Annotated in this window: 19 protein-coding genes; 14 read left to right on the forward strand and 5 right to left on the reverse strand. The window is 66.0% G+C overall.

The genetic code is table 11. The features are described 5' to 3' along the window. Nucleotides 1-284 precede the first annotated feature (284 nt). Nucleotides 285-791: a hypothetical protein gene (locus BI327_RS21305; RefSeq protein WP_076862720.1), complete on the reverse strand. Its 507-nt coding sequence runs from the start codon at nt 789-791 to the stop codon at nt 285-287. Nucleotides 792-1,135: 344 nt separating this feature from the next. On the opposite strand from BI327_RS21305, the gene BI327_RS21310 reads away from it, so the two are divergent. Genes BI327_RS21310 through BI327_RS21320 form a run of 3 tightly spaced genes read left to right on the forward strand, consistent with a single transcriptional unit; the run spans nt 1,136 to nt 6,441 of the window. Then, a complete protein-coding gene (locus BI327_RS21310) occupies nt 1,136-3,283 on the forward strand; it encodes a hypothetical protein (protein ID WP_076862721.1) in 2,148 nt (715 codons plus the stop codon). Nucleotides 3,284-3,341: 58 nt separating this feature from the next. Continuing rightward, nucleotides 3,342-5,696 (forward strand): type II secretion system secretin GspD, encoded by a 2,355-nt coding sequence (gene gspD, locus BI327_RS21315; RefSeq protein WP_076863156.1) that lies wholly within the window; start codon nt 3,342-3,344, stop codon nt 5,694-5,696. Between the two features lie 13 nt (nt 5,697-5,709). Then, complete coding sequence (locus BI327_RS21320; protein ID WP_143271670.1) at nt 5,710-6,441, forward strand: COG3904 family protein; 732 nt, start codon at nt 5,710-5,712, stop codon at nt 6,439-6,441. A 20-nt stretch (nt 6,442-6,461) separates the two neighbouring features. Here the strand turns inward: BI327_RS21320 and gspG are convergent, their stop codons facing one another. Then, nucleotides 6,462-6,953 (reverse strand): type II secretion system major pseudopilin GspG, encoded by a 492-nt coding sequence (gene gspG, locus BI327_RS21325; RefSeq protein ID WP_076862723.1) that lies wholly within the window; start codon nt 6,951-6,953, stop codon nt 6,462-6,464. Nucleotides 6,954-7,116: 163 nt separating this feature from the next. After that, the gene (locus BI327_RS21330; RefSeq protein WP_076862724.1) at nt 7,117-9,021 is read right to left on the reverse strand and encodes a substrate-binding domain-containing protein; all 1,905 of its coding nucleotides are present in this window, start codon (nt 9,019-9,021) and stop codon (nt 7,117-7,119) included. A 370-nt stretch (nt 9,022-9,391) separates the two neighbouring features. Between BI327_RS21330 and BI327_RS21335 the strand changes: the two genes are divergently transcribed. From BI327_RS21335 to gspM, 11 genes are all read left to right on the forward strand, one after another. Then, a complete protein-coding gene (locus BI327_RS21335) occupies nt 9,392-11,587 on the forward strand; it encodes an O-linked N-acetylglucosamine transferase, SPINDLY family protein (RefSeq protein ID WP_167386900.1) in 2,196 nt (731 codons plus the stop codon). Between the two features lie 136 nt (nt 11,588-11,723). Next, nucleotides 11,724-14,144, forward strand: coding sequence for a tetratricopeptide repeat protein (locus tag BI327_RS21340; protein WP_076862725.1), 2,421 nt, complete (start codon nt 11,724-11,726; stop codon nt 14,142-14,144). Nucleotides 14,145-14,380: 236 nt separating this feature from the next. Beyond that, nucleotides 14,381-15,049, forward strand: a complete 669-nt coding sequence (locus BI327_RS21345; protein WP_245334886.1) for an RNA polymerase sigma factor — start codon at nt 14,381-14,383, stop codon at nt 15,047-15,049. Nucleotides 15,050-15,055: 6 nt separating this feature from the next. Next, the gene (locus BI327_RS21350; RefSeq protein ID WP_245334887.1) at nt 15,056-16,777 is read left to right on the forward strand and encodes a GspE/PulE family protein; all 1,722 of its coding nucleotides are present in this window, start codon (nt 15,056-15,058) and stop codon (nt 16,775-16,777) included. A gap of 7 nt (nt 16,778-16,784) precedes the next feature. Then, nucleotides 16,785-17,990, forward strand: a complete 1,206-nt coding sequence (locus BI327_RS21355; protein ID WP_076862726.1) for a type II secretion system F family protein — start codon at nt 16,785-16,787, stop codon at nt 17,988-17,990. Between the two features lie 9 nt (nt 17,991-17,999). Continuing rightward, the gene (locus tag BI327_RS21360) at nt 18,000-18,449 is read left to right on the forward strand and encodes a prepilin-type N-terminal cleavage/methylation domain-containing protein (RefSeq protein ID WP_076862727.1); all 450 of its coding nucleotides are present in this window, start codon (nt 18,000-18,002) and stop codon (nt 18,447-18,449) included. Continuing rightward, nucleotides 18,421-18,888 carry a prepilin-type N-terminal cleavage/methylation domain-containing protein gene (locus BI327_RS21365; RefSeq protein ID WP_076862728.1) on the forward strand — a complete coding sequence of 156 codons (468 nt, stop codon included), beginning with the start codon at nt 18,421-18,423 and terminating at the stop codon, nt 18,886-18,888. Before BI327_RS21360 ends, BI327_RS21365 begins: the two co-directional genes overlap by 29 nt. Next, nucleotides 18,885-19,622: a PulJ/GspJ family protein gene (locus BI327_RS21370; protein WP_076862729.1), complete on the forward strand. Its 738-nt coding sequence runs from the start codon at nt 18,885-18,887 to the stop codon at nt 19,620-19,622. The genes BI327_RS21365 and BI327_RS21370 overlap by 4 nt, the downstream gene beginning before the upstream one ends. A gap of 23 nt (nt 19,623-19,645) precedes the next feature. Continuing rightward, nucleotides 19,646-20,557 (forward strand): type II secretion system protein GspK, encoded by a 912-nt coding sequence (locus BI327_RS21375; protein WP_159450478.1) that lies wholly within the window; start codon nt 19,646-19,648, stop codon nt 20,555-20,557. Continuing rightward, nucleotides 20,557-21,612 carry a PilN domain-containing protein gene (locus BI327_RS21380; protein WP_076862731.1) on the forward strand — a complete coding sequence of 352 codons (1,056 nt, stop codon included), beginning with the start codon at nt 20,557-20,559 and terminating at the stop codon, nt 21,610-21,612. The genes BI327_RS21375 and BI327_RS21380 overlap by 1 nt, the downstream gene beginning before the upstream one ends. A 3-nt stretch (nt 21,613-21,615) precedes the next feature. After that, entirely contained in the window at nt 21,616-22,194 is a 579-nt protein-coding gene (gene gspM, locus BI327_RS21385) for a type II secretion system protein GspM (protein ID WP_159450479.1), read from the forward strand. A gap of 39 nt (nt 22,195-22,233) precedes the next feature. Here gspM and BI327_RS21390 read toward each other — a convergent pair whose 3' ends face one another. Further along, on the reverse strand, nt 22,234-23,181 hold the full coding sequence (locus BI327_RS21390; RefSeq protein WP_076862732.1) for a UDP-glucuronic acid decarboxylase family protein: 948 nt from the start codon (nt 23,179-23,181) through the stop codon (nt 22,234-22,236). Nucleotide 23,182: 1 nt separating this feature from the next. Further along, nucleotides 23,183-23,737 (reverse strand): hypothetical protein, encoded by a 555-nt coding sequence (locus BI327_RS21395; RefSeq protein ID WP_143271671.1) that lies wholly within the window; start codon nt 23,735-23,737, stop codon nt 23,183-23,185. Nucleotides 23,738-23,833 lie beyond the last annotated feature (96 nt).

The following is a 23,833-nucleotide window of genomic DNA, read 5'->3' on the forward strand; positions in this document are numbered from 1 at the left end:
TTCCAATGCAGTTGGTGATGCGAAACGATCATCACGCAACAACGCACCGGCCAGCCTGCAACCAGTTGGCCCGATGCCGACAACTCGATGAAAAGCGCGCAACCCAACTGGCGCGGCCGCCCGGGGCGGACACGCCCGACAGTTCGGGACGCCTCTCCTGTTCTTAAGACAGTTTGAGCCGGGCTAACGCGAAGCAATTTCGCAAAAAAGTTTTAACCTCGCGATGGAACTCAACCTCGGCGCGAACCGGCAAACTCACCCGCCCGGCCAAAAGCAACGGCGAGTCAATTGCTTGGCGATGCGGCCTTGGTCTGCCGGAGCGGCCGCTCGACGGGCTTCGAGGGCTTCGCCGTGGTGGTGAACAAGGCGAAATCCACCGAGCGTTCGCCCTGCTTGAGCACCAGCCGGCGCGGCTCGATCCGCTCGACCTTCCAGCCGCTGACGTCGTCCCCCGCACGCACACGCACCACCTTGTCGCCCTTACCCGCGGCGCGGATGGCGGCTTGGCCGTCGCCGTTCTCGCTGACGATGCCGAGCACCACCACACTCGGCGGCGGTGGCGGAGGAGGCGGCGGTTCCTGCCGCGCCACCGGCGCGACCGGTTTGGCAGGCAGCCGCCGCAGCGGCGAGAACAGCGGCTTGTCCCTGGTTGCGCTCAGCTGTTCCAGCGGCTGGAGCTCCACCGGATTGTCGACGACGACCTCGTTCCCCGCCAGCTGCTCCGCAGCGCGAGCAAGCTGCGCACAAACAAGGAGCACAACGATCATCAACATCCGCAATGCGATCGACATATGCTGCTGTCCATTTATCCGCGCCGTCCGCGCGCACCAGCGTCGACTGATCGTCATCACCGCGTGCGACAATCAAACTGCGCCAGGCGCGCGCGCGTTGCAAGCCTCCTCGGCATCCGGCACGCAAAGTGCGACGCATCGCAACCTGTATGCGTCAACTCTGTGAAGGTGAATCACAGCCGGGCATTGTCGCCATGCGTCGCAGCAGAGCTGCTGTTACGACCGCGTCATCCAAGCCGCACACACTCGCGGCGTGCAGTAGACGGCTTGTTGCCGACGCTGCGGCTTCCAATCGACACCAAGTCCGTCGAGACGAAACACATCGGTATCAAAGACGTGGCGTCATGCGTTCGAGTCGCATCCGTGCCGGCCTCACGCCGTTGCTGCTCGGCGCCCTGTTCCTGGCGCTGGATTGTATTTTGACGTGCAGCACCGGGGCCGGCCAGGCGCTCGCTGCGTGCGAGCTGCGCTCGCGCGGCGGCGCGATCAAGCGCGTGGTGCAGATCGAGCTCGACAACGTTCACCTGCGCCGCGACAACCCGAACGTACCTTCGGACCTCGAGCAGATGCCGCATCTGCGCGACTTCCTCGCGCGTGACGGCCTCATCGCAAGCAACCATCAGACCTCGCCGCTGGCACAGACGGCGCCCGACGCTCTCACTATCCTGACCGGCTTGCACGGCGACCGCATGGGCGTACCGATCGGCAACAGCAGCGCCGCGTTCCGCAGCGACGGCAGCGTCGGCCTTGCCAGCGCCTTTTCCTATTGGACTGCGAGCAGCGGCGACGGCAAGCCACTGATGCTGGCTGACACCGGCAAAACCGTGCCCGCGCCGTGGGTGCCGTTCACCGCCGTCGGCTGCGACGTCGGCGCGTTCGCAACGACCGGCCTGACGCTGCAGCAGATCGGCCCCGAGATCGTGGCCACACTCGGCGCCTCCGACGCGCTCGCCGCTGTCAGCGATCCGCGCAAGGCACGCAGCGATCTCCTTGGCATTGCCATTCATTGCGCCCGCGGCAGCGCGTTGTGCAGCAACGGCCACGCGCGTTCCGATCTGCTGCCCGATGAGCCCGGCGGCTATGCCGGCTTCAGCGCGCTGCTCGGCAACCGTCATGTGCAGCCGGTGATCTCGCCTGATGGACCGGTCATGGATCTGGACGGCGATGTCATTGACGACGACGCAGGCCGTCCAGGCTTTCCCGGCGCATCGGAGACGACGGCCGCCCAGTCGCTCGGCTATGCCGCGGCGATGCTGGAGGCCGGCGTAGCGGTGGTCTATGTCGGGATCGGTGACGCACACAGGCCGTCCACGGCGCGACGGCGCGCCTTCGGCCCCGGCGAACGCGACCATGTCGCAAGGCTCGCCGCGGATGACGCGGCCTTCAAGGCCTTTCTCGACCGGCTCGCCGCAAGCGGGATCACCACGCGCAACACGCTGTTCATCATCGTGCCCACGGGCAACGACCGCTTTGTCGGCGGGCCGCCCAGCCCCGCCGCGTGCGATGGCCTCGCGGTGCCTTGCAGCTACGGGCCGATCGGCGCGATCGGCATCGCCGTCGATCGACTGCTCGCCACCGAGCGGCGCAACGTCACCGCATTCGATGTCCAGGCCGGCAACGCGCCGCCGTTCTACATCCGCGGCAATCCGCTTCCCGCCGATCCGCTGACGCGCACGCTCGCCCAGGACATCGGCAAGCTCGGCGCCATCAACCCGGTGACCGGCAAGAGCGATCGCCTGACATCGATGGTCGCCGATCGCGCGCAGATGCAGCTCATGCACATGGTCACCGCGAGCCCCGCGCGCACACCGCACATCATCATGTTCGCCGATCCCGATTACCTCATCCGGACCGCCGCCAGCCGGACCGACTGCGCACAGCCGCCGGCCTGCGTCGCGGTAGATCCCGATACGGCGTGGGTGCGCGGCTACATCGCGCAGATTCTGGGCGGCAGCTGGTTCGGCATGGCCGGGCCTGGTGTCGCGCACCTTGGCGAGACGGCGGACATTGCCTCGCACCAGGCGGACCTGCGGCCCACTTTGCTGGCACTGCTCGGGCTGACCGATCGCTACGTCCACGACGGCACCGTGCTCGTGGACACACTCGAGGCGGGGGCGCTGCCAACGGAGCTCGCGAACGATCGTGCGACCTACGTGGCACTGGCACGCGCCGGCAAGACCATCAATGATCCGCTCGGCCAGCTCGGACGCAACAGCCTTGCCTTTGCGACCCAGGCCATCAAGGGCGGCGATGCCGGCTACCAGCGCTATCTTGAGACGATCGGCGCGATCACCACCAGGCGCGACGCACTGACACGCGAGATCAACGCGCAGCTCGACGGCGCAGCTTTCGCGCATCGGCCGATCAATCCGTCCTACGCCCGGGCGCTGATCGGTCGCACCGAGGCACTGGTCAACGAGGTCGAGGAGCTCGCCGGCAACAGCCTGGCTCCCGCCGATCGTCCCTGGAAGGCGGCAAGCGATGCGCATTGACAATCGGACTGCCGCCGGCACCGCCACGTTCCGGCACCGCGGACAAGGGAGAACCATCGTGCAACGTCTTCAACGGCTCCGTCTCCCACGCACGGCATCGATTTCCGCAGTCACCGGCACATGGCTTGCGCTCGCCGGCCTGCTCGGCGGCTGCATGATGGACAAGAGCATCGATCTGCCTGGCCGCGATCAGGTCACGGACCCGATCCGCGATGCCGATCTGCGCGCCCGCTGGAGCGGGCCGGTCGGCGGGACGTCCGGCGCAACGGCATCCACGCGGACGCAGCCCATGGTGTTTCCCGGCGCCGATCAGGATCTCGCGCCGTCGCCCACGCAGCGAGACGTCAGCACGACGGCAACGACGCGCGTGGCGAGCGCGGTCGACGGCGACGTCGTCAGCGAGAGCGGCGGTATCGAGCTGAACTTCGACAACGCCGATATTCCGACAGTGGTGAAATCGGTGATCGGTGACAGCCTCGGGATGAACTACGTCGTCGACCCGCGTGTCCAGGGCGTGATCACGCTGGCCTCCGCGCAGCGGATTCCGCGCAAGGACGTGTTGCCGATCTTCGAGAGCGTGCTGCGGATGTCGAATGCGGCGCTGCTGCGCGAAGACAATCTGATCCGCATCGTGCCGTTGCCGGAAGCCGCCGGCGCCGGTGTCTCGGTCGTCGGCGCGGGACAACCCGGCTACGGCGTCTCGATCGTGCCACTGCGCTTCGTCTCCGCCGCGGCGATCGGCAAGACGGCGGAAAGCTTCCTGTCGCGGCCCGGCGCCGTGCGGGTCGATCAGGCCCGCAACGTGCTGTTGATCCAGGGGACCGCGTCCGAGCGCCAGGCCGCGCTCGCCGTCATCGGCACGCTCGACGTGGAATGGCTGCGCAACCAGTCGGTCGGGCTCTATCCGCTGAAGTCGACCGCGCCGGAGACCATGATCCGCGAGCTCGAGAAAGTGTTCGACACCGCCGATGGCGGACAGGGCCAGGGCGTGATCAAGTTTCAGCCGGTGTCGCGCATGAATGCGGTGCTGGCGGTGAGCAAGAACAGCAAGGTGCTGGAACGCGCCACCCAATGGGTGCGGCGGCTGGACCGCTCCGACCCGACCGGCACGACGGTGCGGGTCTACAGCCTGCGCTTCGGCAACGCGCGCAGCATCGCCCGCATCCTCAACGAGATGTTCGTCGGCCGCAGCTCGCAATCGGCCGGTGACAGCCAGACCAGCGCGACTGCGCCCGGGCAGAGCGGCACGACGTCGCGGATCGACTCGCTCGGCAGCGGTACGCTCAGCAGCAACAATAACAACACGCAGGGCACCACCGGCGCGACGGGCGGCAGCACCGATGCTTCGGGTAATGCCAACAAGACCCAGGTTGGATTTGGCGATCGCAAGGACGACGACCAGGACGCGCCAGGCCCCGGCGGCGGGACGGGCCTGGGCTCGCTGCCACGCGGCGTCTTCCAGAATGTCCGCATCACCGCCGACAAGTCGACCAACGCGATCATGGTCTACTCCAACCAGGAGGATTACGTCGTGATCGAGCGCGCGCTGGAGCAGCTCGACCGGCCGCGGCTGCAGGTCGCCGTCGACGCGATGGTTGCCGAGGTCACGCTGACGAACCAGCTGCAATATGGCGTCCAGGCCTATCTGACCAGCGCGAATGCCGGCGCCGGCCCCGACAAGGGATCGGTCGGCCTGTTCACCGCCGCGCAATCGGCGACACAAACCGCCCTGCTCTCGCGCGTGCTGCCCGGGTTCAACGCGCTGCTCGGCGCCGAAGCGAATCCCAAGCTGGTGCTGAATGCACTGTCCACCCTGACCACCGTCAAGGTGCTCTCGGCACCCTCGCTGGTGGTCGCCGACAACGAGCCCGCGATCCTCGAGGTCGGCGATCAGGTACCGATCTCGACCGGCAGCACCGTCACCGGGCTCAACGTGGTGAGCAGCATCAGCCGGCAGAACACCGGCATCATCCTGAAAGTGCTGCCGCATGTGCACCCGAACGGATCGATCGAGCTCGAGATCGAGCAGGAAGTCTCCAACGTCGTCAATCCCGCCGGCGCTAGCGCCCAGAACCTGACGCCCACCATCTCGCAGCGGCGCATCCACTCCACGATTGCCACCAGCAGCGGCCAGACCGCGCTGCTTGGCGGCCTCATCAAGGAGGACGACGAGCGCACGGTGTCCGGCCTGCCCGGCCTCAACGAGATCAAATATCTCGGCGATCTGCTCAGCCAGAAGAGCGACAGCAAGACCCGCTCGGAGATCATCGTCTTCGTCACCACCAAGATCGTGCGCAATCCTCACGATGCCCAGGTCGTTGCAGAAGAGTTCCGCGAGCGCCTCGACAGCATGCGGCGCGCACCGACGACCTTCGATGCGCAGGCGGCGCCGCCGGCCGGCACGCGCAAATGAGCCGAGGCCGCCGATGGCGATGGTTTCATCCATACTGAGGGCCCTGGGAGCAGCGCTCTTCAGCACGGCTGCGACCGCCGCCGAGCTGAGCAGCGTCACACTGCAGGGCGACGTCACCATCGTCGTGCTCAGCGGCGACGTCGCGCAGGGCGACACCGAGGCCGCGGAAGCACTGATCAAGGCCGCCAATGACGGCAACCGCCTGATCTCGGCGATCCGGCTCGATTCACCGGGCGGCAGCCTCGCCGAGGCGGTGAAGCTCGCCGGCCTGATCCGCCGGGCGAAGCTGCCGACCATCGTCGCGGCCGGATCGCGCTGTGCATCGGCCTGCTTCATCGTGTTCGCGGCGGGAAACGAGAAATTCGCGAGCTATGAAGCCGCGATCGGCGTGCACGGCGTGTCCGACAAATTCGGCCACGAGACCGCGCAAACCGAAGAGGCCACGATCGCCATGGCCCGCATCGCCAGCGGGTTCGGCGTGCCGCCGCGTGTCATCGGACAGATGGTGACGACGCACGCCCACGAGATTGCATGGCTGACGCCCGATGATCTGCGCGCCATGGGCGCCATCATGACCGATCGGCCGGGACGCCGCGTCCCGCCGCCGGCATCGCCCGACGATCGATGGCTTGCGGGGCTGGACACTCAATCGGAAGACAGAACGAATTCGCAACCGGCCGATCAACGCCCAACCGAGCCCGCCGGCAAACCCGGCCGGCACGCATTGCCTGGGCAAAGAAGATAAGCCGCGCCCTCGCCGCAGCATCACTCGTTGCTGGCAGCGCTCGTCAGCTTGTCCAGGGAGATGTCGCCGGCGGTCCCGCTGCCGCCCTCCTGACCATCCGAGCCGTAGGAGAGGATGTCGTACGCCTCGTGTTCACCGGGGGCCCGATAGATATAGGGATGGCTCCATGGGTCATTGGGAAGCGTGCCGCCCTTCAGGTAAGGACCATTCCAATTGGCCGCGCCCGAGGTCCGCTGCACCAGCGCTGTGAGCCCCTCCGCGGTCGATGGATAACGGCCGGTATCGAGCTGGAACAGATCGAGCGCGCTCGCGAAGCTGCGCATCTGGATCTTGGCCGCCTTGACCTTCGATTCACTCAGGTAGCTCAGCACGCGTGGGCCGACCAGTCCCATGATCAAGCCGATGATGGCGATGACGACCAGCATTTCGACGAGCGTAAATCCCCGCTCGCTTTGCCGCGTCTTGTCCCGGTCGATACGCCCGGAGGTAAGGATGGAGTTTTGCTTCGACATCGCTGTTGGTCCAATGAGTCACAAGGCCGAGAGCCGTCACGCGTCTCGTCGACGCTCTGCGAATAGTTCCGGGCGCCTCGATTGAGGCGCCCGGCCGTGTCATGTGCTTGATGCGATCGGGCTACGACGCCGTTGGGATTGCGCCGTCCGCGACTGCGCAAGCTTACTTGGCGCCGCCGCTGGCGCCGTTGGCGACATTCAAGCAGCCGTTTGCCTGAGTAGCGGCCGCAGCAGCGATGTTGGTCGTGTTGCTGCCCCAGTACTGCTTCTGGATGTTGCGCACATAGGTCACCGGCAGCAGGTGGAAGCCGGCGTTCTCGGCCACCTGCGCGACGTCCGGATCGCCCGCGTCCGCACCCGCGAAGTACCAGGTCAGGAAGTTGACGAGGTTGGTGACGCGGTTGGTATCGGCCTGCACGTTGTAGCAGCTGTACAGGTCGAGGAAGGTGGTGCCGCTGAGCGGATAGGCATTCAGCCTGTTCGTGAGGGGCAGCACCGGCAGGCCGGTCACCGTCACGCCGGACTGGGTGACAGTACCGAACACGTTGGCGTAGATGTTGTAGTCGTTCCAGGTCCAGGTCGTGGCCGGCGTCTTGAGGCGGGTGTCACCCCACGCGGCGGCGGCAGCGTCCGGCGTCGGTGCGATGAACTCGAGGGTCGTCGGCGTCGCGTTGTTCGGAACATAGGTGCCGGCACCGCGCAACTGCTCGTTCTGCAGAGCCGCCGAACGGGGAGCAGCGATCGTCCCAACCTGGGTGGTGTAGGGCTGGGTGAAATCGGCGCTGACGTATCCGATGCGGCCCGCATTGCCGCTGCTGGTGCTGATCGCCGATGCCACGCCGCCGCTTCCGGTTGCGCTGATCCAGGTGTTCGTCGTCACCGTCGTCGACGCAGACCACGGACCGGAGCCGCGGACGGCGTCGATGCGGGCGATCAGGTTGGCGAAGGTGGTGCTCGGCAGGGTCGTGGTGTTGAAGATCGACTTGTAGCCGAACGCGCCGGTGGAATCGAGCAGCGGGCAGACCGCCTTGAGATAGTTGGTCAGGATGAAGCTCGTGCCGCTGCCATCGCCGCGATAGACGATGCGGATCGGCAGCGAGGAGCTCGAGTAGGCCTGCAGCGTGCCGCTGCTGTTGGCGTTCGCGTAGTTGAAGGCCGCGAGCACCTGCGTGCCGGCGTTGTTGAGGTACGGGATCTTGTTGGCGGTGACATCGTTCCAGTCGGTCACGAGGCCGGTGAAGATCGCGCACATCTGCGCCGTGGTGAGCTGGATGGCCGCGCCCTGGTTGGCCTGGGTGCCCGGCGTGGCACCGGTGCCGGCGACCGCCGAGTTCACGGTCATCGTGCTGGTGTTGACACCGATCGCGACGTTGACTTCGAAGGCCGGGACCTGGATCGGGTTGCCGTACACCGTGGTGTTGTAGGCGACCGAGGCGGTCGAGGTGCTGTTCAGCGTGATCTGGGTCGGCGCGCCGCCGGTGGTGGTCCAGCTTTGCGTCGGGTTGAAGCTGACCGACGACGTGGTGAGCGCGGCCAGCGTGGTGCCGAGCGGCGAGTCCGACAGGCCGATATCGACGCGCGGATACGGATAGCTGCCGAACTTGGTCGCCGGGCTGCCCGGATTGGCGAGGTCGATCATCGCGGGCTGGTTCGCCGGCAGCGGGTTCGCGATCAGGATGTTGGCCGACGCGTTCGGCGTCACCGTGCCGTTGTACCACTGCTGCGGATTGTTGGTGAGGAAGCCACGGACGCCGTTGCCGCTACCGACGCCGGCATACATGCCCTGAACCGGCACGCTCACCAGCGTGCAGGTGGTCGGCAACTTGCCCGGTCCCGTGGAGGACGAGAACGCGAAGCCGTCGGGATAGCTGGTGCCGGAGCCGACGATGCCGCCCATGTAGCAGTCGAAGATCTGGCGGAAGGCTTCCGAGGCGAGCGTGCTGCCGCCCGCGTAGATGCCGGCAGTGGCGGTGGAGGCCTGCGCGTTCGCGGGCGTGATGGTCGAGGACGCAAGCAGGGCCAGCACCGAAGCGGTGCCGAGCATGTATTTGGACGATTGCATTTTCATTGCGCTGTTCCTGTGGGGTTGATCACCACCGGCACATCGTCATCGCGTCGTCATAAGAGCGCAAAGTAATCTTCAAACTATATGAAGTTTATTTTGCTACCTGATCCTGGATTCGTGGAATGAATCCAAGTTTATACAAGTATCTCTTCCGTCGACGTCATGTCTCCGCCGCCGATGATTGACTTCACGTCTGATAGACAATTCGACGATCGGCTTAGCGCAGGGATTATTTTCGATCAGTCTCCGAAAAACATCTTGGCAATACCTCGCTCGATGCTCTATGGACTCTTCGTCCGATGGCTCGCTGTCTGATCGCAAACTATCTCTAGAGCAATCTTCGCGTGCCCCTCATTCAAGCGAGGCCTCCCACATGGAAGACAACTCGAGCGGGCGACTTGCGATTCGTGTGGGGCATGGCGGCCATGCAATTTTGGCGCGCCCGCCGGCCAGCGGCAGCTATCCATCAACCGACCTGAAGCGGGCGCAGGCGCTGCATCAGGAAGGCGTGGCGCACGCGCGGCAGGATCGCTGGCGCCAGGCATTGCGCGCATTCAATGAAGCCGCGCGGCTCGCGCCCGACCAGTCCGGCTTCAATTATTGCAAGGGCGTTGCGCTGTGCCGGTTCGATCGGTTCGACGACGCGCGCGAGGCGTTCGCCGCGGAACTCAGGGTGACACCGACCCATGCGCCGGCGCTGGCCGAGATCGGCACCTGCCTTGCCCGGACCGGACGTACCCGCGACGGTATTCCCTATCTCCAGGATGGACTGCGCATGCTGCCGAACATGCCGCTGGCGCAGTTCAGCCTCGGCCTGGCGCTGCTGACCGAGAACCGGCGCAGCGAGGCGCTCGCGGCGCTGGACAAGGCGATCGAGCTCGATGCCGGATATGGCGAAGCCTATCGCACCCGCGGCCTCGCTTATGTGATGGACGGACAGTTCGACAAGGCGGTCGACGATCTCCGCGCCGCCTCGACCATCGACAGCGACAATTACAAGGCGATCATCGAGCTCGGGATGAATTTCGGCATCGCCGCGCGCGACCAGCAGGCGGCAAGGCTGTTCGAGATCGCCGCCGACAGCGCGCCGAACGTGGCGCTGCCGCAATATCTCTATGGCCACTTCCTGATCAATCACCGTGCCTTCGAGCGCGGGCTGGTCTATGTCGACCGCGCGCTCGCCATCGATCCGCTGCAGGCCGAGCATCATGTCGGCCGCGGCTTCGGTTTGCTCGGACAGGGCCGCATCGAGGAAGCGGTCGCGGCCTACCGGCGCGCCGGCGAGCTCGATCCCGGCAGCGCCGGCATCGCCGGGACCGTGCTGTTCGCGCTTCAGCACAAGCCGGGCGTGACGCGCGACGAATTGCTGCGCGAGCACAAGCGATGGGCGACACTCTACAGGCCGAGCGCGCCGCTCAACCGTCTCGATTTCACCAACCCGCCGGATCCGATGCGCAAGCCGCGGCTTGGCCTGGTGTCGGCGGACCTGCACCGGCATGCCGTCTCGTTCCTCGTGCTGCGCGCCTTCGAGGCCCTCACTGCGCTCGGCTACGAGATCTTCTGCTACAAGACCGACAGCAAGCGGCAGGACGACGACTTCAGCGAGCGCTACAAGGACATCTCGCTTTCCTGGCGCGACGTGTCCGGGATCGACGACCCCGCGCTGGCACGGCAGATTGGCGAGGACGGCATCGACATCCTGTTCGATCTTGCCGGTCATACCGCCGGCAACCGTCTCTCGCTGTTCGCCACGCGTGCGGCGCCGATCCAGCTCAGCTGGGCCGGCTATGTCGGCACGGTCGGGCTCGACACCTATGACGGGCTGATCGCAGATCCGGTAGAGATTCCGCCAGAGCATGACGCGAGCTATGTCGAGCGGCCGATCCGCCTGCCCGACTGCTATGTCTGCTATCACCCGCCTGCGAAGGCTCCCGAGGTGCCCGCGCTGCCGAGCCAGGGCGGCAGCCGCTTCACCTTCGGCTGCTTCAACCGCCCGGCGAAGCTCAACAGCGAACTCGGCAAGGCCTGGGCGCGCATTCTCGAGCAAGTGCCGGATTCGCGCATCCTGATGGTCTATGGCGGTCTCGGCGAGGCCAGCACGCGCGACGCCGTCTACAACATACTCGGCCAGGGCGGCGTCCCGCGCGAGCGCGTCGAGCTGATCGGCGAAACCGAGCAGGACAAGCTGCTTGTCGCCTATGGCGAGGTCGATCTCGCGCTCGATCCGTTCCCCTATTCCGCCGGCGTCACGACGCTGGAAGCGATGTGGATGGGCGTTCCCACCGTGACCTTCGTCGGCGATACCTTCGCCGGCCGTCACTCGGCGACCCACCTCACCGCGGCCGGACTGGGCAGCTTTTGCGCGCACAGCATCGACGACTACGTCGCCATGGCAGTCGGCTGGACGCAGCGCCGCGACGAGCTCGCCGAGTTGCGCCGCAGCCTGCGCGACCGGGTTGCCGCCTCGCCGCTCTGCGACGCGCCTCGTTTCGCCGACAATCTCTCGCGCGAACTGATGAAGCTCTGGGCGGAATGGTGCGAGGCCCGCACGACCAATGCGGCGGCTTGACCGCGATCGCGGGCGGGTCGGCCAGCAGCGTATTCGGCCGCGATATCGCAAACGACGGGCAGGCCGATAGTCAAAGGGTGCATCGATGTCGAAAGCAGGGATCAGCGAAGCGCAGGCAATGCGCGCGGGACTAGCGATGCTGAATCAGGCTTCGTCCGAACGGCGCGCGGAATTCATCCAGACCGTCTTGGACCGCGCCCTCGCGCTGTTTCGCGACGGCCAGCTCGACAGTGCCGACGTGCTGCTCGAAACCATGCAGGACGAACCTCTGGTGCGCTCGCATGTCCTGCACGTCCGCGGCGTGATCGCGCTGCAGCGGGAGGAGGATGAACGGGCGCTGGAGCTGATCGAGGAAGCGATCAGGCTCAATCCCGCCGACGGTGAGGCCCATGGCAATCTCGGGGTCCTCCTGCTCAAGGGCCGCCAGTATCCGCAGGCGCTGGCCGCCTACACTGCCGCGCTGACGCTGCGGCCGGACAATGCCCCCGCGCAGCTCGGCCTCGCCCGCGCGCTGGCGATGCTCGAGCTGAGCGATTTCGCCGACGATGTCTTCCGCGACCTGATCGCGGGCGCACCCGACTATATCGATGCGATCGTCGATTTCGGGTGGCTGCTCAGCGACACAAACCGGCACGACGCCGGCGTCGCATTGCTGCGCGATGCGCTGGCGCGCTATCCCATGCGCACGGAGCTGCGCACCGTGCTTGCCGTCTGCCTGTTCGGCATCGGCGACTGGTCGGCCGCCTGGGCGGAGTACGAGGGGCGGCTGTCGGATCCGCGTGTCAACAAGCATCTGATCCCGACCGACCGGCCACGCTGGCAGGGCGAGGACCTCGCCGGCAAAACCATCCTGCTGCAGTCCGAGCAGGGCTTTGGCGACACCCTTCAGTTCGTGCGCTATGCGTCGCCGGTGAAAGCGCGCGGTGGCCGCGTGATCCTGCGGACGCCGCAGGTCCTGCTGTCCCTGATGCAAACCGTTGACGGCATCGACGATGTCGTGAGTGACGAGATGCCGGTCCCGGCATTCGACATGCACGTGCCGCTGCTGTCGTTGCCGCTGATCTTCGATACCCAGGTCGACACCGTTCCGGCGGCAATTCCTTATGTCGCCCCCGATCCGGATCTGGTCACGCGATGGCGCGAGCGCCTTCATGACAATTTTGGCGACAATTCCGGTCGCGGCATTTCGGTCGGCCTGGTCTGGCAGGGCAATCCCGGCCATCTCAACGACCAGCGCCGCTCGATGCGGCTCGACCTGCTGCGCCCCCTGCTCGGCTGTCCGGGCGTGCGGTTTGTGAGCCTGCAAATCGGCCGCGGGCGTGAGCAACTCGCCGACTTCGACAGTCGTATCCTTGATGCCGGCGCACACATCGACGCGACATCGTTTGCCGACGCGGCGGCAATCATCGCCAATCTCGATCTCGTCATCTCGATCGACAGTGCCATCGCGCATCTGGCCGGCGCGATCGGCAAGCCGGTCTGGATCCTGCTCGCCAATGGCAGCGACTGGCGCTGGCTGCGCGATCGCAACGATACGCCGTGGTATCCGCGAGCCCGGTTATTCCGGCAAACGAAGCCCGGCGATTGGCCCGAGGTGATCGCCCGGCTGAACCCCGAGCTCAGGTCGCTCGCCGGCGCCGGGTCCGGGTTGCCGGCTGAGCGGACCATCGACCCGATCGTGAACTCTGCACTCAAGATGACGGTCCCGCTCCCCGAGAACGACACGTTGATTTGCGATGCGCTGTTCGTCGAGGCCTGCCGCCAGCATCGCGCAGGCAAACTGGATCGCGCCGTGAAACTGTTCGAGCACGTCCTGTCGCTCGATCACGGACACGTCAACACGTTGTGCAATCTCGGTGCGATCGAGCTCGGCCTCGGCCATCATGAGCGCGCGAACACACTGTTGCACACCGCGGTGACGGCGGCGCCTGAGCTGGCGCCGGCGCGCATTGCGCTCGCCGACGCGCTGATCGCCGCGCACAGGACCGAGCAAGCGGTTGCTCAATACCGCAAGGCGATCGAGCTTGCGCCGACCAGCGTCGATGCTCACGCGGCGTACGCAAATGCGCTGCGAAAACTCGGCAACGACGCACAAGCGAGCGGCATGCATGCCGACATGCAGAAGCGCCAGCTTCATCAACATTACCGCAAGGCCCTGGAACTCGCGCCCACCAGCGATGCACTGCATGCACGATATGCACTCGCATTATGCGAGCTTGGCGATCTCGACAATGCCATGCTGCATTTCCTGGCAGCGACAAGGATCAATCAGCAACAGTCTTCGGAATTCTATGAAGCGCTTGGGCGGGCATGCGCCGCACGCGGCAATTCGCAGGGCGCCGAAATCAGCCTGAAACACGCAGTCGCGCTCGATCCGCAGCGCCTGACCGCCCATTGCGCACTTGCCGACCTCTATCTGATGCTCGAACGTCCCGACGAAGCATCGGCAAGTTTTCGTGAAGCGCTGGCGCTCGATGCGGGAAGCGCGGCAGCCTTGCATGGAATTGAACGGGCGCGAACGGCGCGGCGGAACGCGGTCGTCAGCGGACTATCATGACATGCATACCGTTGCCGGCGAACCGAGTGATGCTTGTGCGGGGCTCGTCGTCCACGAGATAGCTTGCGCTCACGCGATCATCGCTGCCGCGAGCGCAACACGCTCGTCACGTGTTCCCTGCGCAAGTCAATTCAGCATCATCGACTGCGGCAGGGCGCGTCGCGAAGTGAGCACTCGTTGTAGTTTCATTTCCATGTCACCAAGCGCGGATAGAAGTGTCGCGACCGAATTGAAACGTGCCGATTGCCGCGGTTGGGGATGGGGCCCCTGGAATGAGCGACACCAATCGAACGGCGTTGCTCGCGCTCCTCGTCACAAGCTACGACGATCTCAAACAACGTTTGACGCGGCGAACCGGATCGGCGGATCTCGCCGACGAGGCCTTGCAGGATACCTTTCTGCGCCTCAGCAAGGCCGACGGCATCGGACCCGTGCGCGATTTGCCTGCATATCTGTTCCGCGTGGCGATGAGCGCCATCAGCAACCGGCGCGTTGCCGAGCGGCGGCGGCGCACGGTGCCACAAGCCGATACGCTGTTCGACCTGCCGGACGAAACTCCCGGCCCGGACCGCATCATCGAGGCGCGCTCCGAGATCAATGCGCTCCGGCGCGCCATCCAGGAACTGCCGACCCGTCGCCGGGAGATCTTCATGGCGATATGCGTTGAAGAAATCCCGTTGCAGCAGGTGGCCAAGCGGTTCGGTGTCAGCGTTCGCACCGTTCAGGTCGAGATCAAGCAGGCGCTGGTGCATTGCGCGATATGCATCGATCGGAACGCGCAGATGCCGCGGGTTGCGTTTCGGCGCCGAAGTGCATTCAGCGAGCGGGACCGCGCTGCGCTGCTTCCGACCGGCAATGGCGACACGGTGCTTGTCCGACGGTTGCCGTTGGGCGGCAGCAGGTGACGTGCGATGGCAATGCTAGCGCGTGACAGCAATGCGCCGGCGACACCAGCCGCAGCGCCGATCGACTTCATGGCGTATCTCGCCGGCAAGGGCGCGCTGCGCGACGGCCAGAAGGACGAAGCGGCTGGTCGCACCCGCAACGGCGACGGCTCGGCCGGTCATGTCGACTGGAGCGCCGTGACCAAGCTGACGCCGTCGGCGCTGGCCGACGAGCTCGCCGGCTTCTACCGCTGCGATCGAGTTCGCCGCGACGATCTGGTGGACGGGCGCTTTGCCGGCGGCGAGATGTCGACCCGGTTCCTCAAGGAGGAACGCCTGTTTCCTTACGAGAGCGCGGGCGGGACATTGCGTCTCGCGCTGGCCTCGCCGATTGACGATGAGACCTTGCGCGCGGTCGAACTCATGCTGCGCCGGCCGGTCGCGCTTGCGGCGGCCACCGCCGATGATCTGGAAGCCGCATTGTCGTTGCGGCTCGAGCCGGACCAGCCGGGCGATGCGCCGCAGGCCGGAACCGGCGCCGGCGAGGACGATCTCGACAATCTGCGCGACCTCGCGCGCGGCGCGCCGGTGGTGCGGGCGCTGGACGACCTGCTGCGCCTGGCCGTCGAGCAGCGGGCAACCGACCTGCATATCGAGCCGGCCGGCAATTTGCTGCAGGTTCGGCTGCGCGTCGACGGCATGCTCAAGAACGTGCCGGCGCCGCCAATGGCGATGGCCAAGGGCATCCTGTCGCGCCTCAAGATCATGGCCGGGCTGAACATCACCGAGCGCCGCCTGGCGCAGGACGGACGCGCGCACATCCTGGTCGGCGGCAACGAGATCGATCTGCGCGTCGCCACCATGCCGACCATGCACGGCGAATGCGCCGTCATTCGATTGCTGCGCAAGGGAGCCGGCCTGGTCTCGCTCGACCAGATCGGTCTCAGCGCGCATCACGAAGCGGTTCTGCGCAAGGCGTTGCTCGCACCTTACGGCATGGTCATCGTCACGGGCCCGACCGGCTCCGGCAAGACGACGACGCTTGCGGCATCACTCGCGGTCATCAACGAGCCCACCCGCAAGATCCTGACCATCGAGGATCCGGTTGAGTATCAAATCCCGGGCATCACCCAGACCCAGGTGCACCCGGGCATCGGGCTCACCTTTGCATCGGCGCTGCGCTCCTTCATGCGGCTCGACCCCGACGTCATCATGGTCGGCGAGATGCGCGATTCCGAGACCGCCCATATCGGCGTCCACGCCGCGCTGACCGGCCATTTGGTGCTGACGACGCTGCACACCAACACCGCCGCGGGCGCTGTGACGCGCCTGATCGATATGGGGATCGAGAGCTTCCTGCTGGCGTCGTGTGCGCGGGTGATCGTGGCGCAGCGCCTGGTCCGAATCCTGTGCGACCACTGCAAGCAACGTTACACGCTGTCGGCGGCCGATATCGCCGCGGACGAGCGCTATGCGGCACTCGGCATCGAGGCCGGCGAAGTGGTCTGCCGGCCCAAGGGCTGCGACTGGTGCGGCTCGACCGGATTCCGCGGACGCAAGGGCGTATTCGAGATCATGGAAATCGGCCCGGCGCTGCGCCGGTCGATCGGCCCGAAGACCGATGCCTCCGACCTCGAAGCCGTGGCCCGGCGCGCGGGCATGACGTCCATGACCGAGGACGGCGTCGCAAAGCTGCGAGCCGGCCAGACCACGCTCGACGAAATCTTCCGCCTGACCATGAGCCTGTAGGAAGGTCATGCCGCACTACCGCTACCGCGCGTTGACCAAGGCCGGCGAGATCATCCTCGGCGACGTCGATGCGCACTCGCGCGAGGAGGTGCTGCGGCGCATCGAGTATCTCGGCCATTTGCCGGTCGAGGCCGAGATCGCCGGCCGCACGGCGCTACGCGCGGGCATTTCAAGCGGCAGCCTGCCCCGGCAACGCGAACTGACCACCTTCCTTCGCCTGCTCGCCTTGCTGCTGCGCTCCGGACTGACGCTGGAAGCCGCGCTGCAGACGCTGGAGGAAGATACCAACAAGGCGGTGGCCCGCTTTGCCGGCGGGCTGCGCTCGGCCGTCTCGGGGGGTGACGGCTTCGCCGAGGCGCTGGAGCGCCACAACCAGATCATCGAACAGATCTACATCGCGATGGTGCGCGCCGGGGAAGCCTCCGGCAAACTGGAAGTGGTGCTGCGGGCGATTGTCGAGGACCGGACCCGGCGCGAGCAGTTGTCGCAACGGATCTCGGGAGCGGTTCGCTATCCGATGTTCCTGGTCGGCTCGGCGCTCGTCATCCTCTTCTTCTTCCTGCTCTATGTCGTGCCGCAGTTCGAGTCGGTGTTCTCGGAGCTGCGCGGAAAGCTCAATTCGGGCGCCGCGTTCGCCCTCACGATGTCGACCTGGCTGCGCGCTCATCTCAACACGTTTCTCGGCAGCTGCGCCGGCGTGCTGCTGCTGGGTTGGCTGATCCTGCGCCAGCCGGCGGCGCGAGCCTCGTTGATGGCCGTGCTCGGCACCATTCCCGGCGTGTCCGGCCCGATGCAGGATCGCCGCACCGCCCGTTTCATCGGCACGCTGGGGCTGCTGGTCGAGAACGGGGTCGCGCTGCCGACCGCGCTGAAGATCCTGCGCGACATCATGACCGAGCCGCGCTACGCGGCGGCGGTCGAACAGGTGCACGAGCAGGTGCGCAACGGCCGGCGGTTCATCGAGGCGCTGTCGGAGAGCGATCTGGTGCCGCCGCTCGCAGTCCGCATGCTGCGGGTCGGCGACGAGACCGGAGATCTGTCGGCGATCGCGCAGCACGCGGCCGACCTCTATGAGCAGCGGCTCGCGATCGGCCTCGACCGGCTGATGGGCGCGATCGGGCCGATCACCATTATCGTCGTCAGCATCGGCATCGGCACGCTGATCGTCTCGATCATGAGCGCGCTGCTCAGCATCACCGAGCTTGCGATGTAGGGCTGGCCCATGGCGCGAACGACGATCACCGGTTCGGCTGCAGGCTCCACGCTGATCGAGATGATGGCGGTGATGCTGATCATCGCGATGCTGGCGTCGCTGGTGGTGACGTCGGTTCCGGGCACGGGGCGCAGCAAGCTGAAGGCTCTTGCGCTGCAGACCGCCGCGCTGCTCCGACGCGAACGGCTTGCGGCGATTCTCACCGGGCAGAGCCGCCGCGTGTCGCTCGACGGAACTGCGCGGACGATCGTCGGGCAAGCCGGCACGATCGCGATCCCCCGCGACGTCCTGGTCGATGTGACCGGTGTGGACGAATTCTGGTCGGGACGGCGGGCGGTCGTGCGGTTCGAGCCCGATGGCGCTTCAACCGGCGCGGTGTTGAGATTCTCGTGGGAGAACGTGCGCTATGAGGTGGACGTCAACTGGTATAATGGCCGCGTTGCGGTCGATCTGCCCTGAACCGCGCGCGGCGCAGGCAGGGTTCACCTTGATCGAGGCGCTGGTGGCATTGGCGCTGCTTTTGGCGTTCGTGTCGGTGCTCGGCCCGCATTTATTCTACGCGCGCCGCATCGCCGACAGGATCGACGGCCGCGTTGCGGCGCAGGTCTTGCTGCGCACGATCCTCGATTCCCCGGTCGACCGCTCCCTCCTCGCAAACGGCACGCGCGACGGTGAGACCGCTGGACTGCGCTGGTCAGTCACGTCAGAGCCGATGTTCGTCGATGCCATGGCAGTGCGGCGGAACGCGCCGGCCACTGCTGCGTCGGACAAGAAGGAAGAGCCCGGCTCCAAGCGTCCGAACTGGATCGCCTATCATCTCGTCGCAACGGTGTCGTGGGCACCCGGACTCATGGTCAGCGCGGATACGCTGCGGCTCGGATTGGGAGCCGACGAATGAGCGCCGCCCTTCGATTGATCACCCGCGCGGCGCCCGGCTTCACGCTGATCGAGGTGCTTGCCGCGCTCGCGATCGGGTCCGCGGTGATTGCCGCGACCGCCGTGCTGGTCAACAACGTCGCGCTGAACTTCGATCGCAGGACAGGTCTGGTCGGCAAGACGGATCAATTGCTGCTCGCGGTCGACCGCCTCGCCGCGGACATCGGATCGGCCCGGCCGGTGAAACAGGGGGACGGCGCGGATGCCACCGCCGCCTTCAATGGCGATGCGAGCCAGCTGACGTTTGTCACCGGAAGCAGCGCGGGTGGCGGCCAGAGTGAGGAGGTGGTCAGCCTGCAGGTCGAGGAGACCGACGGTATCAGCCGACTGGTCCGCCGCCGGGCCCGGTGGCACGGACACCGCACGCCGTTCGCAAACGTCGCGCTGCGGGATCCCGTCCGCGTGATCGAAGGCCAGGTCGATATCGCATTTGGATTCGGAAGTCCCGCTCCGGATGGCACCACGTCCTGGAGTGCGACATGGATCGGACAACCGCTGCTGCCGCGGCTCGTGCGATTGACCATCCACGACCGCGCGAGCGGTGCCGACCTGCTGCCCGGTGTTCAGTTCGCGCTGCGCGCCGATGCACCGATCGGCTGCGCCCAGCCCGGCGTCAATGCGGAATGCGTGACCGGCAAGTCCGCATCGCCGAAGGATGCGCCGGCGAAGGATCCGCCGGCCGGAGCACGCCGATGAGCGGCCGGCATAGGCAACGTGGCATGGTTCTGCTCGCCGTGCTGTGGGCGATCGCGCTGTGTGCCGCCCTCGCCATGGCGACGTCGACGACGTTTCGCAGCCTCGCAGGCATCGTCCGCATCGACCGGGATCGCGTGCAGGCCGATGGGCTCCTGACCGCGGGCCTTGAGGCCGCCGCCGGGATTGTCACGACACGGCGCGATGCTCCGCTGATCGAGCGCAGCACCACGCTGACATTCGCGACCGGGTCCGTTCAGCTGACCGTCAGCGACGAGAGCGGCCGGATCGACATCGGACGGGCGCCGGTCGAACTGTTGACCTCCCTGCTCCACTACGTCGGAGCCGATGACGACGATGCCGTCATCGTGGCGCAACGGATCGTCGCGCTTCGCGACGCCACGGCACAGGCGCGACCGAACGAGGCGCAGGCACGGCCAAACGATGCAGCGACGAAACCAGCCGCGCCGGCCAAGCCTGACCAGCCGCCGGCAGCGCCCGCTCCGTTCACCGACATCGGGCAGATCGCCGATACTCCCGGCATGCAGCCGCAATGGATGGCGGCGATGGCACCCCTCATCACCGTCTACGGCGGCGAGACCGTCAATCCGCTCACCGCGCCGGTCGCGGTGCTGCGGGCCTTGCCGTCTTTCGATGCCGAGCGGATCGACGCCTTCCTCGACATGCGGAGCTCGCCGTTCGTCGATCCCGATCGCCTCACCTTCCTGCTCGGCGCAGCACAAAAATACCTGAAGGTGCAGCAGACGCATGTGGTCGCGGTAAGCCTCGTCGCCGGCACGACCGACGGATATACCGCGGCGGCCAAGGCGTTCATCGTGGCGCTCCCCGAAGACAAGCAGCCGTATCGGGTTCTGGCCTGGACCCCGGTATCGCGCTTCGCCAACACAGGCGCCGTTGCATCGTTGGAGGCGCGCTGATGAACATCGACGTGATCATGCGACGCTGGATCGACATCCTCGCCCGCCTTTGGCTCGGCTGGCAGGAGCGTCGCCGCGCCCGGCAATGGATGCGGATCAGCAGGGAGGCCGGCAAATGGGTGCTCGAGGGCGCGAAGAACTCGGCACGATCGACCTTCGCGACGGGGTCGGCAGGCATCCCGCTGCCGGACGAGATCGTTCGCGCCGCGCAAAAATCCTTCGTCATTGTCGAGCTTCCGGCCGGTGACGTGGTCGCGCGCTCGATCAACGTCCCCGCGCAGGCGCGCGACCTCCTGGCCGGCATCGTGCGCAATCAGATCGAACGGCTGTTTCCGTGGCGAGCGAGCCAGGCCGCCTATGGCTTCAATGTCGCGGCCGGCGAAGATGCCGGCATCCTCAATGTGCAGGTGCTCGCCACCTCGCGCGCGACGCTCGACGAGGTGTGCGGCGAGCTGAACGCGCTGGGGCTCCGCGTCGATCGTGTCGTTGCCGGCCAGGGCCGCGATGGCGCGACGCCAGCGGTCACGTTGTGGTCGCGGCTCGCTGAGGCGACCGACACCAATCTGTCGCGAACCCGCCGCATGATCGGAGGGCTGCTCGCCGCGGCGGTCTGCCTGACGCTGGCGGTGAACGTCTGGGCCTTCATGGCTGCGGCATCCGCGGACGGCGAGAGCGACGAGGTCGGATCGCGCCTTGCGACGCTGCAGCGTCAGATCAAGGGCAACTCCTCGAAAGAGGCGATCGCCTCGCTCGCACCGGCTGAGCGGGCACGCGCCCTGAAGGAGACGTCGCCGGTTGCCGTGGTCGTCGTCGAGGCCCTGTCGCGCGCCCTCCCCGATACGTCGTATCTCACCGAGCTGAACATGGACGGCGCGACGCTGCGCATCACGGGCCTCGCCGGCGACGCGCCGTCGCTGATCGCGCCGCTCGAACGCTCCGGACATTTCAAGGATGTGCATTTCTTTGCCCCGACCACGCGCAACGCCGACGGCGGACGCTTCGTGTTCCACATCGAAGCGCGCGTCGAGCCGCATGCCAGGATCGATGGAGAGTAGATCGTGCTGAAAGCGAAGCTCAACTTCAACCTCAACTTCGACGTCAACCGTGAACAGGTCTTCGCGGTCGGCGGCTTCTGCGCGTTGCTGCTGATCTGCGCGGTTGCGATCATAGGCGCACTGCAGACGCGGGCCAACGCCCTGCAGCATCTCGCCGAGCAGCACGACCGGCTGGCCGCGCTCGAGGCGCATTCGCGGCCGGCCGCCAACAAGCGTGCACGGGCCCAACGGCTTGCGGCGCCGGCGACCGCGTTCCTGGATGCGTCGACCAGTGGCCTCGCCACGGCGCAGCTGCAGGCCTATCTCTCCGAACTGGTGACGAGCCAGCACGCCGTGCTGGTCTCGTCCGGAGTTCCCGCCGATCGCGACGACAAGAGCGACGCGATCAAGCTTCAAATCTCGCTGAATGCCACGCTCGCTGCATTGCAGACGCTGCTCTATCGGCTCGAAAGCGGCGCGCCCTATGTGTTCGTCGACGCACTGCTGGTGCAGCCCGGGGGATCCACCGAGCGAACGGCCGGTGATCCGGTCCTGAAGGTCAATCTGACGGTGCACGCCTTCTGGCGCCGCCGAACGGCCTGATCGATCGCAACGGCACAGGACTGGCCGAGAAAAGGGATGCTATTCGGCGGCGGCCCTCAACTGGCCGCGGAAGTATCCGATCGTTCGCTCGAGGCCGGCGCTGAGATCAACGGTCGGCTCCCAGCCGAGCACCGAACGCGCCAGCGAAATGTCCGGCTGCCTTTGCCGGGGATCGTCCGACGGCAGCGGCTCGAATACCAACTTGCTTCTTGATCCGGTCATGGCGATGACCTGCTCGGCCAGCTCGCGGATGGTGAACTCCCTGGGATTGCCGATATTGATCGGGCCGGTAAAATCGTTCGGCGTGTTCATGGTCCGGATCATGGCCTCGATCAGATCGTCGACGTAGCAGAAGCTGCGGGTCTGGCGGCCATCGCCGTAGATGGTGATGTCGTTGCCGCTGAGGGCCTGGACGATGAAGTTCGACACCACACGGCCGTCGTTCGGATGCATGCGGGGCCCATAGGTGTTGAAGATCCGCACGACCTTGATCCGCAGGCCGTGCTGGCGCCAATAGTCGAAGAACAGCGTCTCGGCGCAGCGCTTGCCTTCGTCGTAGCAGGAACGCAGTCCGATCGGGTTGACGTGTCCCCAATAGGACTCGACCTGCGGATGGATTTCCGGATCGCCGTAAACCTCCGAGGTTGAGGCCTGGAGGATCTTCGCCTTCACCCGCTTGGCGAGCCCGAGCATGTTGATGGCGCCGTGGACGCTGGTCTTGGTGGTCTGCACCGGATCGAACTGGTAATGGATCGGCGAGGCCGGGCATGCCAGATTGTAGATCTGGTCAACCTCGACATAGAGCGGAAATGTCACATCGTGGCGCATGATCTCAAATCGGGGATTGCCGATCAGATGCGCGATATTGGACCTGCTGCCGGTGAAATAGTTGTCGACGCAGAGCACGTCGTGGCCCTGCTCGACCAGCCGCTCGCACAGATGCGAACCAAGAAATCCGGCTCCGCCGGTCACCAGCACCTTTGCCACGTCACTCTCTCTTGATGTCCGGGCCTGAAGCCGGTTGCCAAATCCATAGATGTCGACGCGCGGGAACGTAGCCCGCGACGTGCGAGCAATCGCCGCTCTGCGAGCCGAACACCGTCCACTGCGTGACCTTCCAGACTTCGTTGCGGCGAAGCGACGCGCCGGCAAGGACGCAGTTGTTCCAGGGAGCCACCACGAACTGAATGTCGTAACAGCCGGGCGCGATGTGTGAGACGGTATGCAATCGCGACGGAGGCAACGCCGCGGCAAATTGATCCGGCCCCCACTGCCCCGCGCCGCACGGCGAAATGTAGAGATGCTGCAGCGGCGTGTTCGAGGCGTTGACGATGGTGAATTCAGCTGCGTCCGCAGCAGATGAGAGCAGCGCCGCCATCGCCGTCACAACAAGCTGTCGATAGGATGAGCGATGCATGGGAGGCGAACGCACTGCGGACATTTCACTGCAGCTGCCGCGTGGCAGGCAATCGACGATAGCATCGCGCCATTGCAGTTTTGTGGCGTTTCCCGTTGTAATTGTCTTGTCCGCATTGCGCGACATGAATGACTGCGCGCTTTTGTACGTTCACTGCGGGCGATTCAGTCGAGCTTGCGTTTTGCGTTACACAAGATGAGCTGATGCGACGTCGCATAGCGT

This window comes from Bradyrhizobium mercantei (assembly GCF_001982635.1).
GTDB lineage: Bacteria > Pseudomonadota > Alphaproteobacteria > Rhizobiales > Xanthobacteraceae > Bradyrhizobium > Bradyrhizobium mercantei.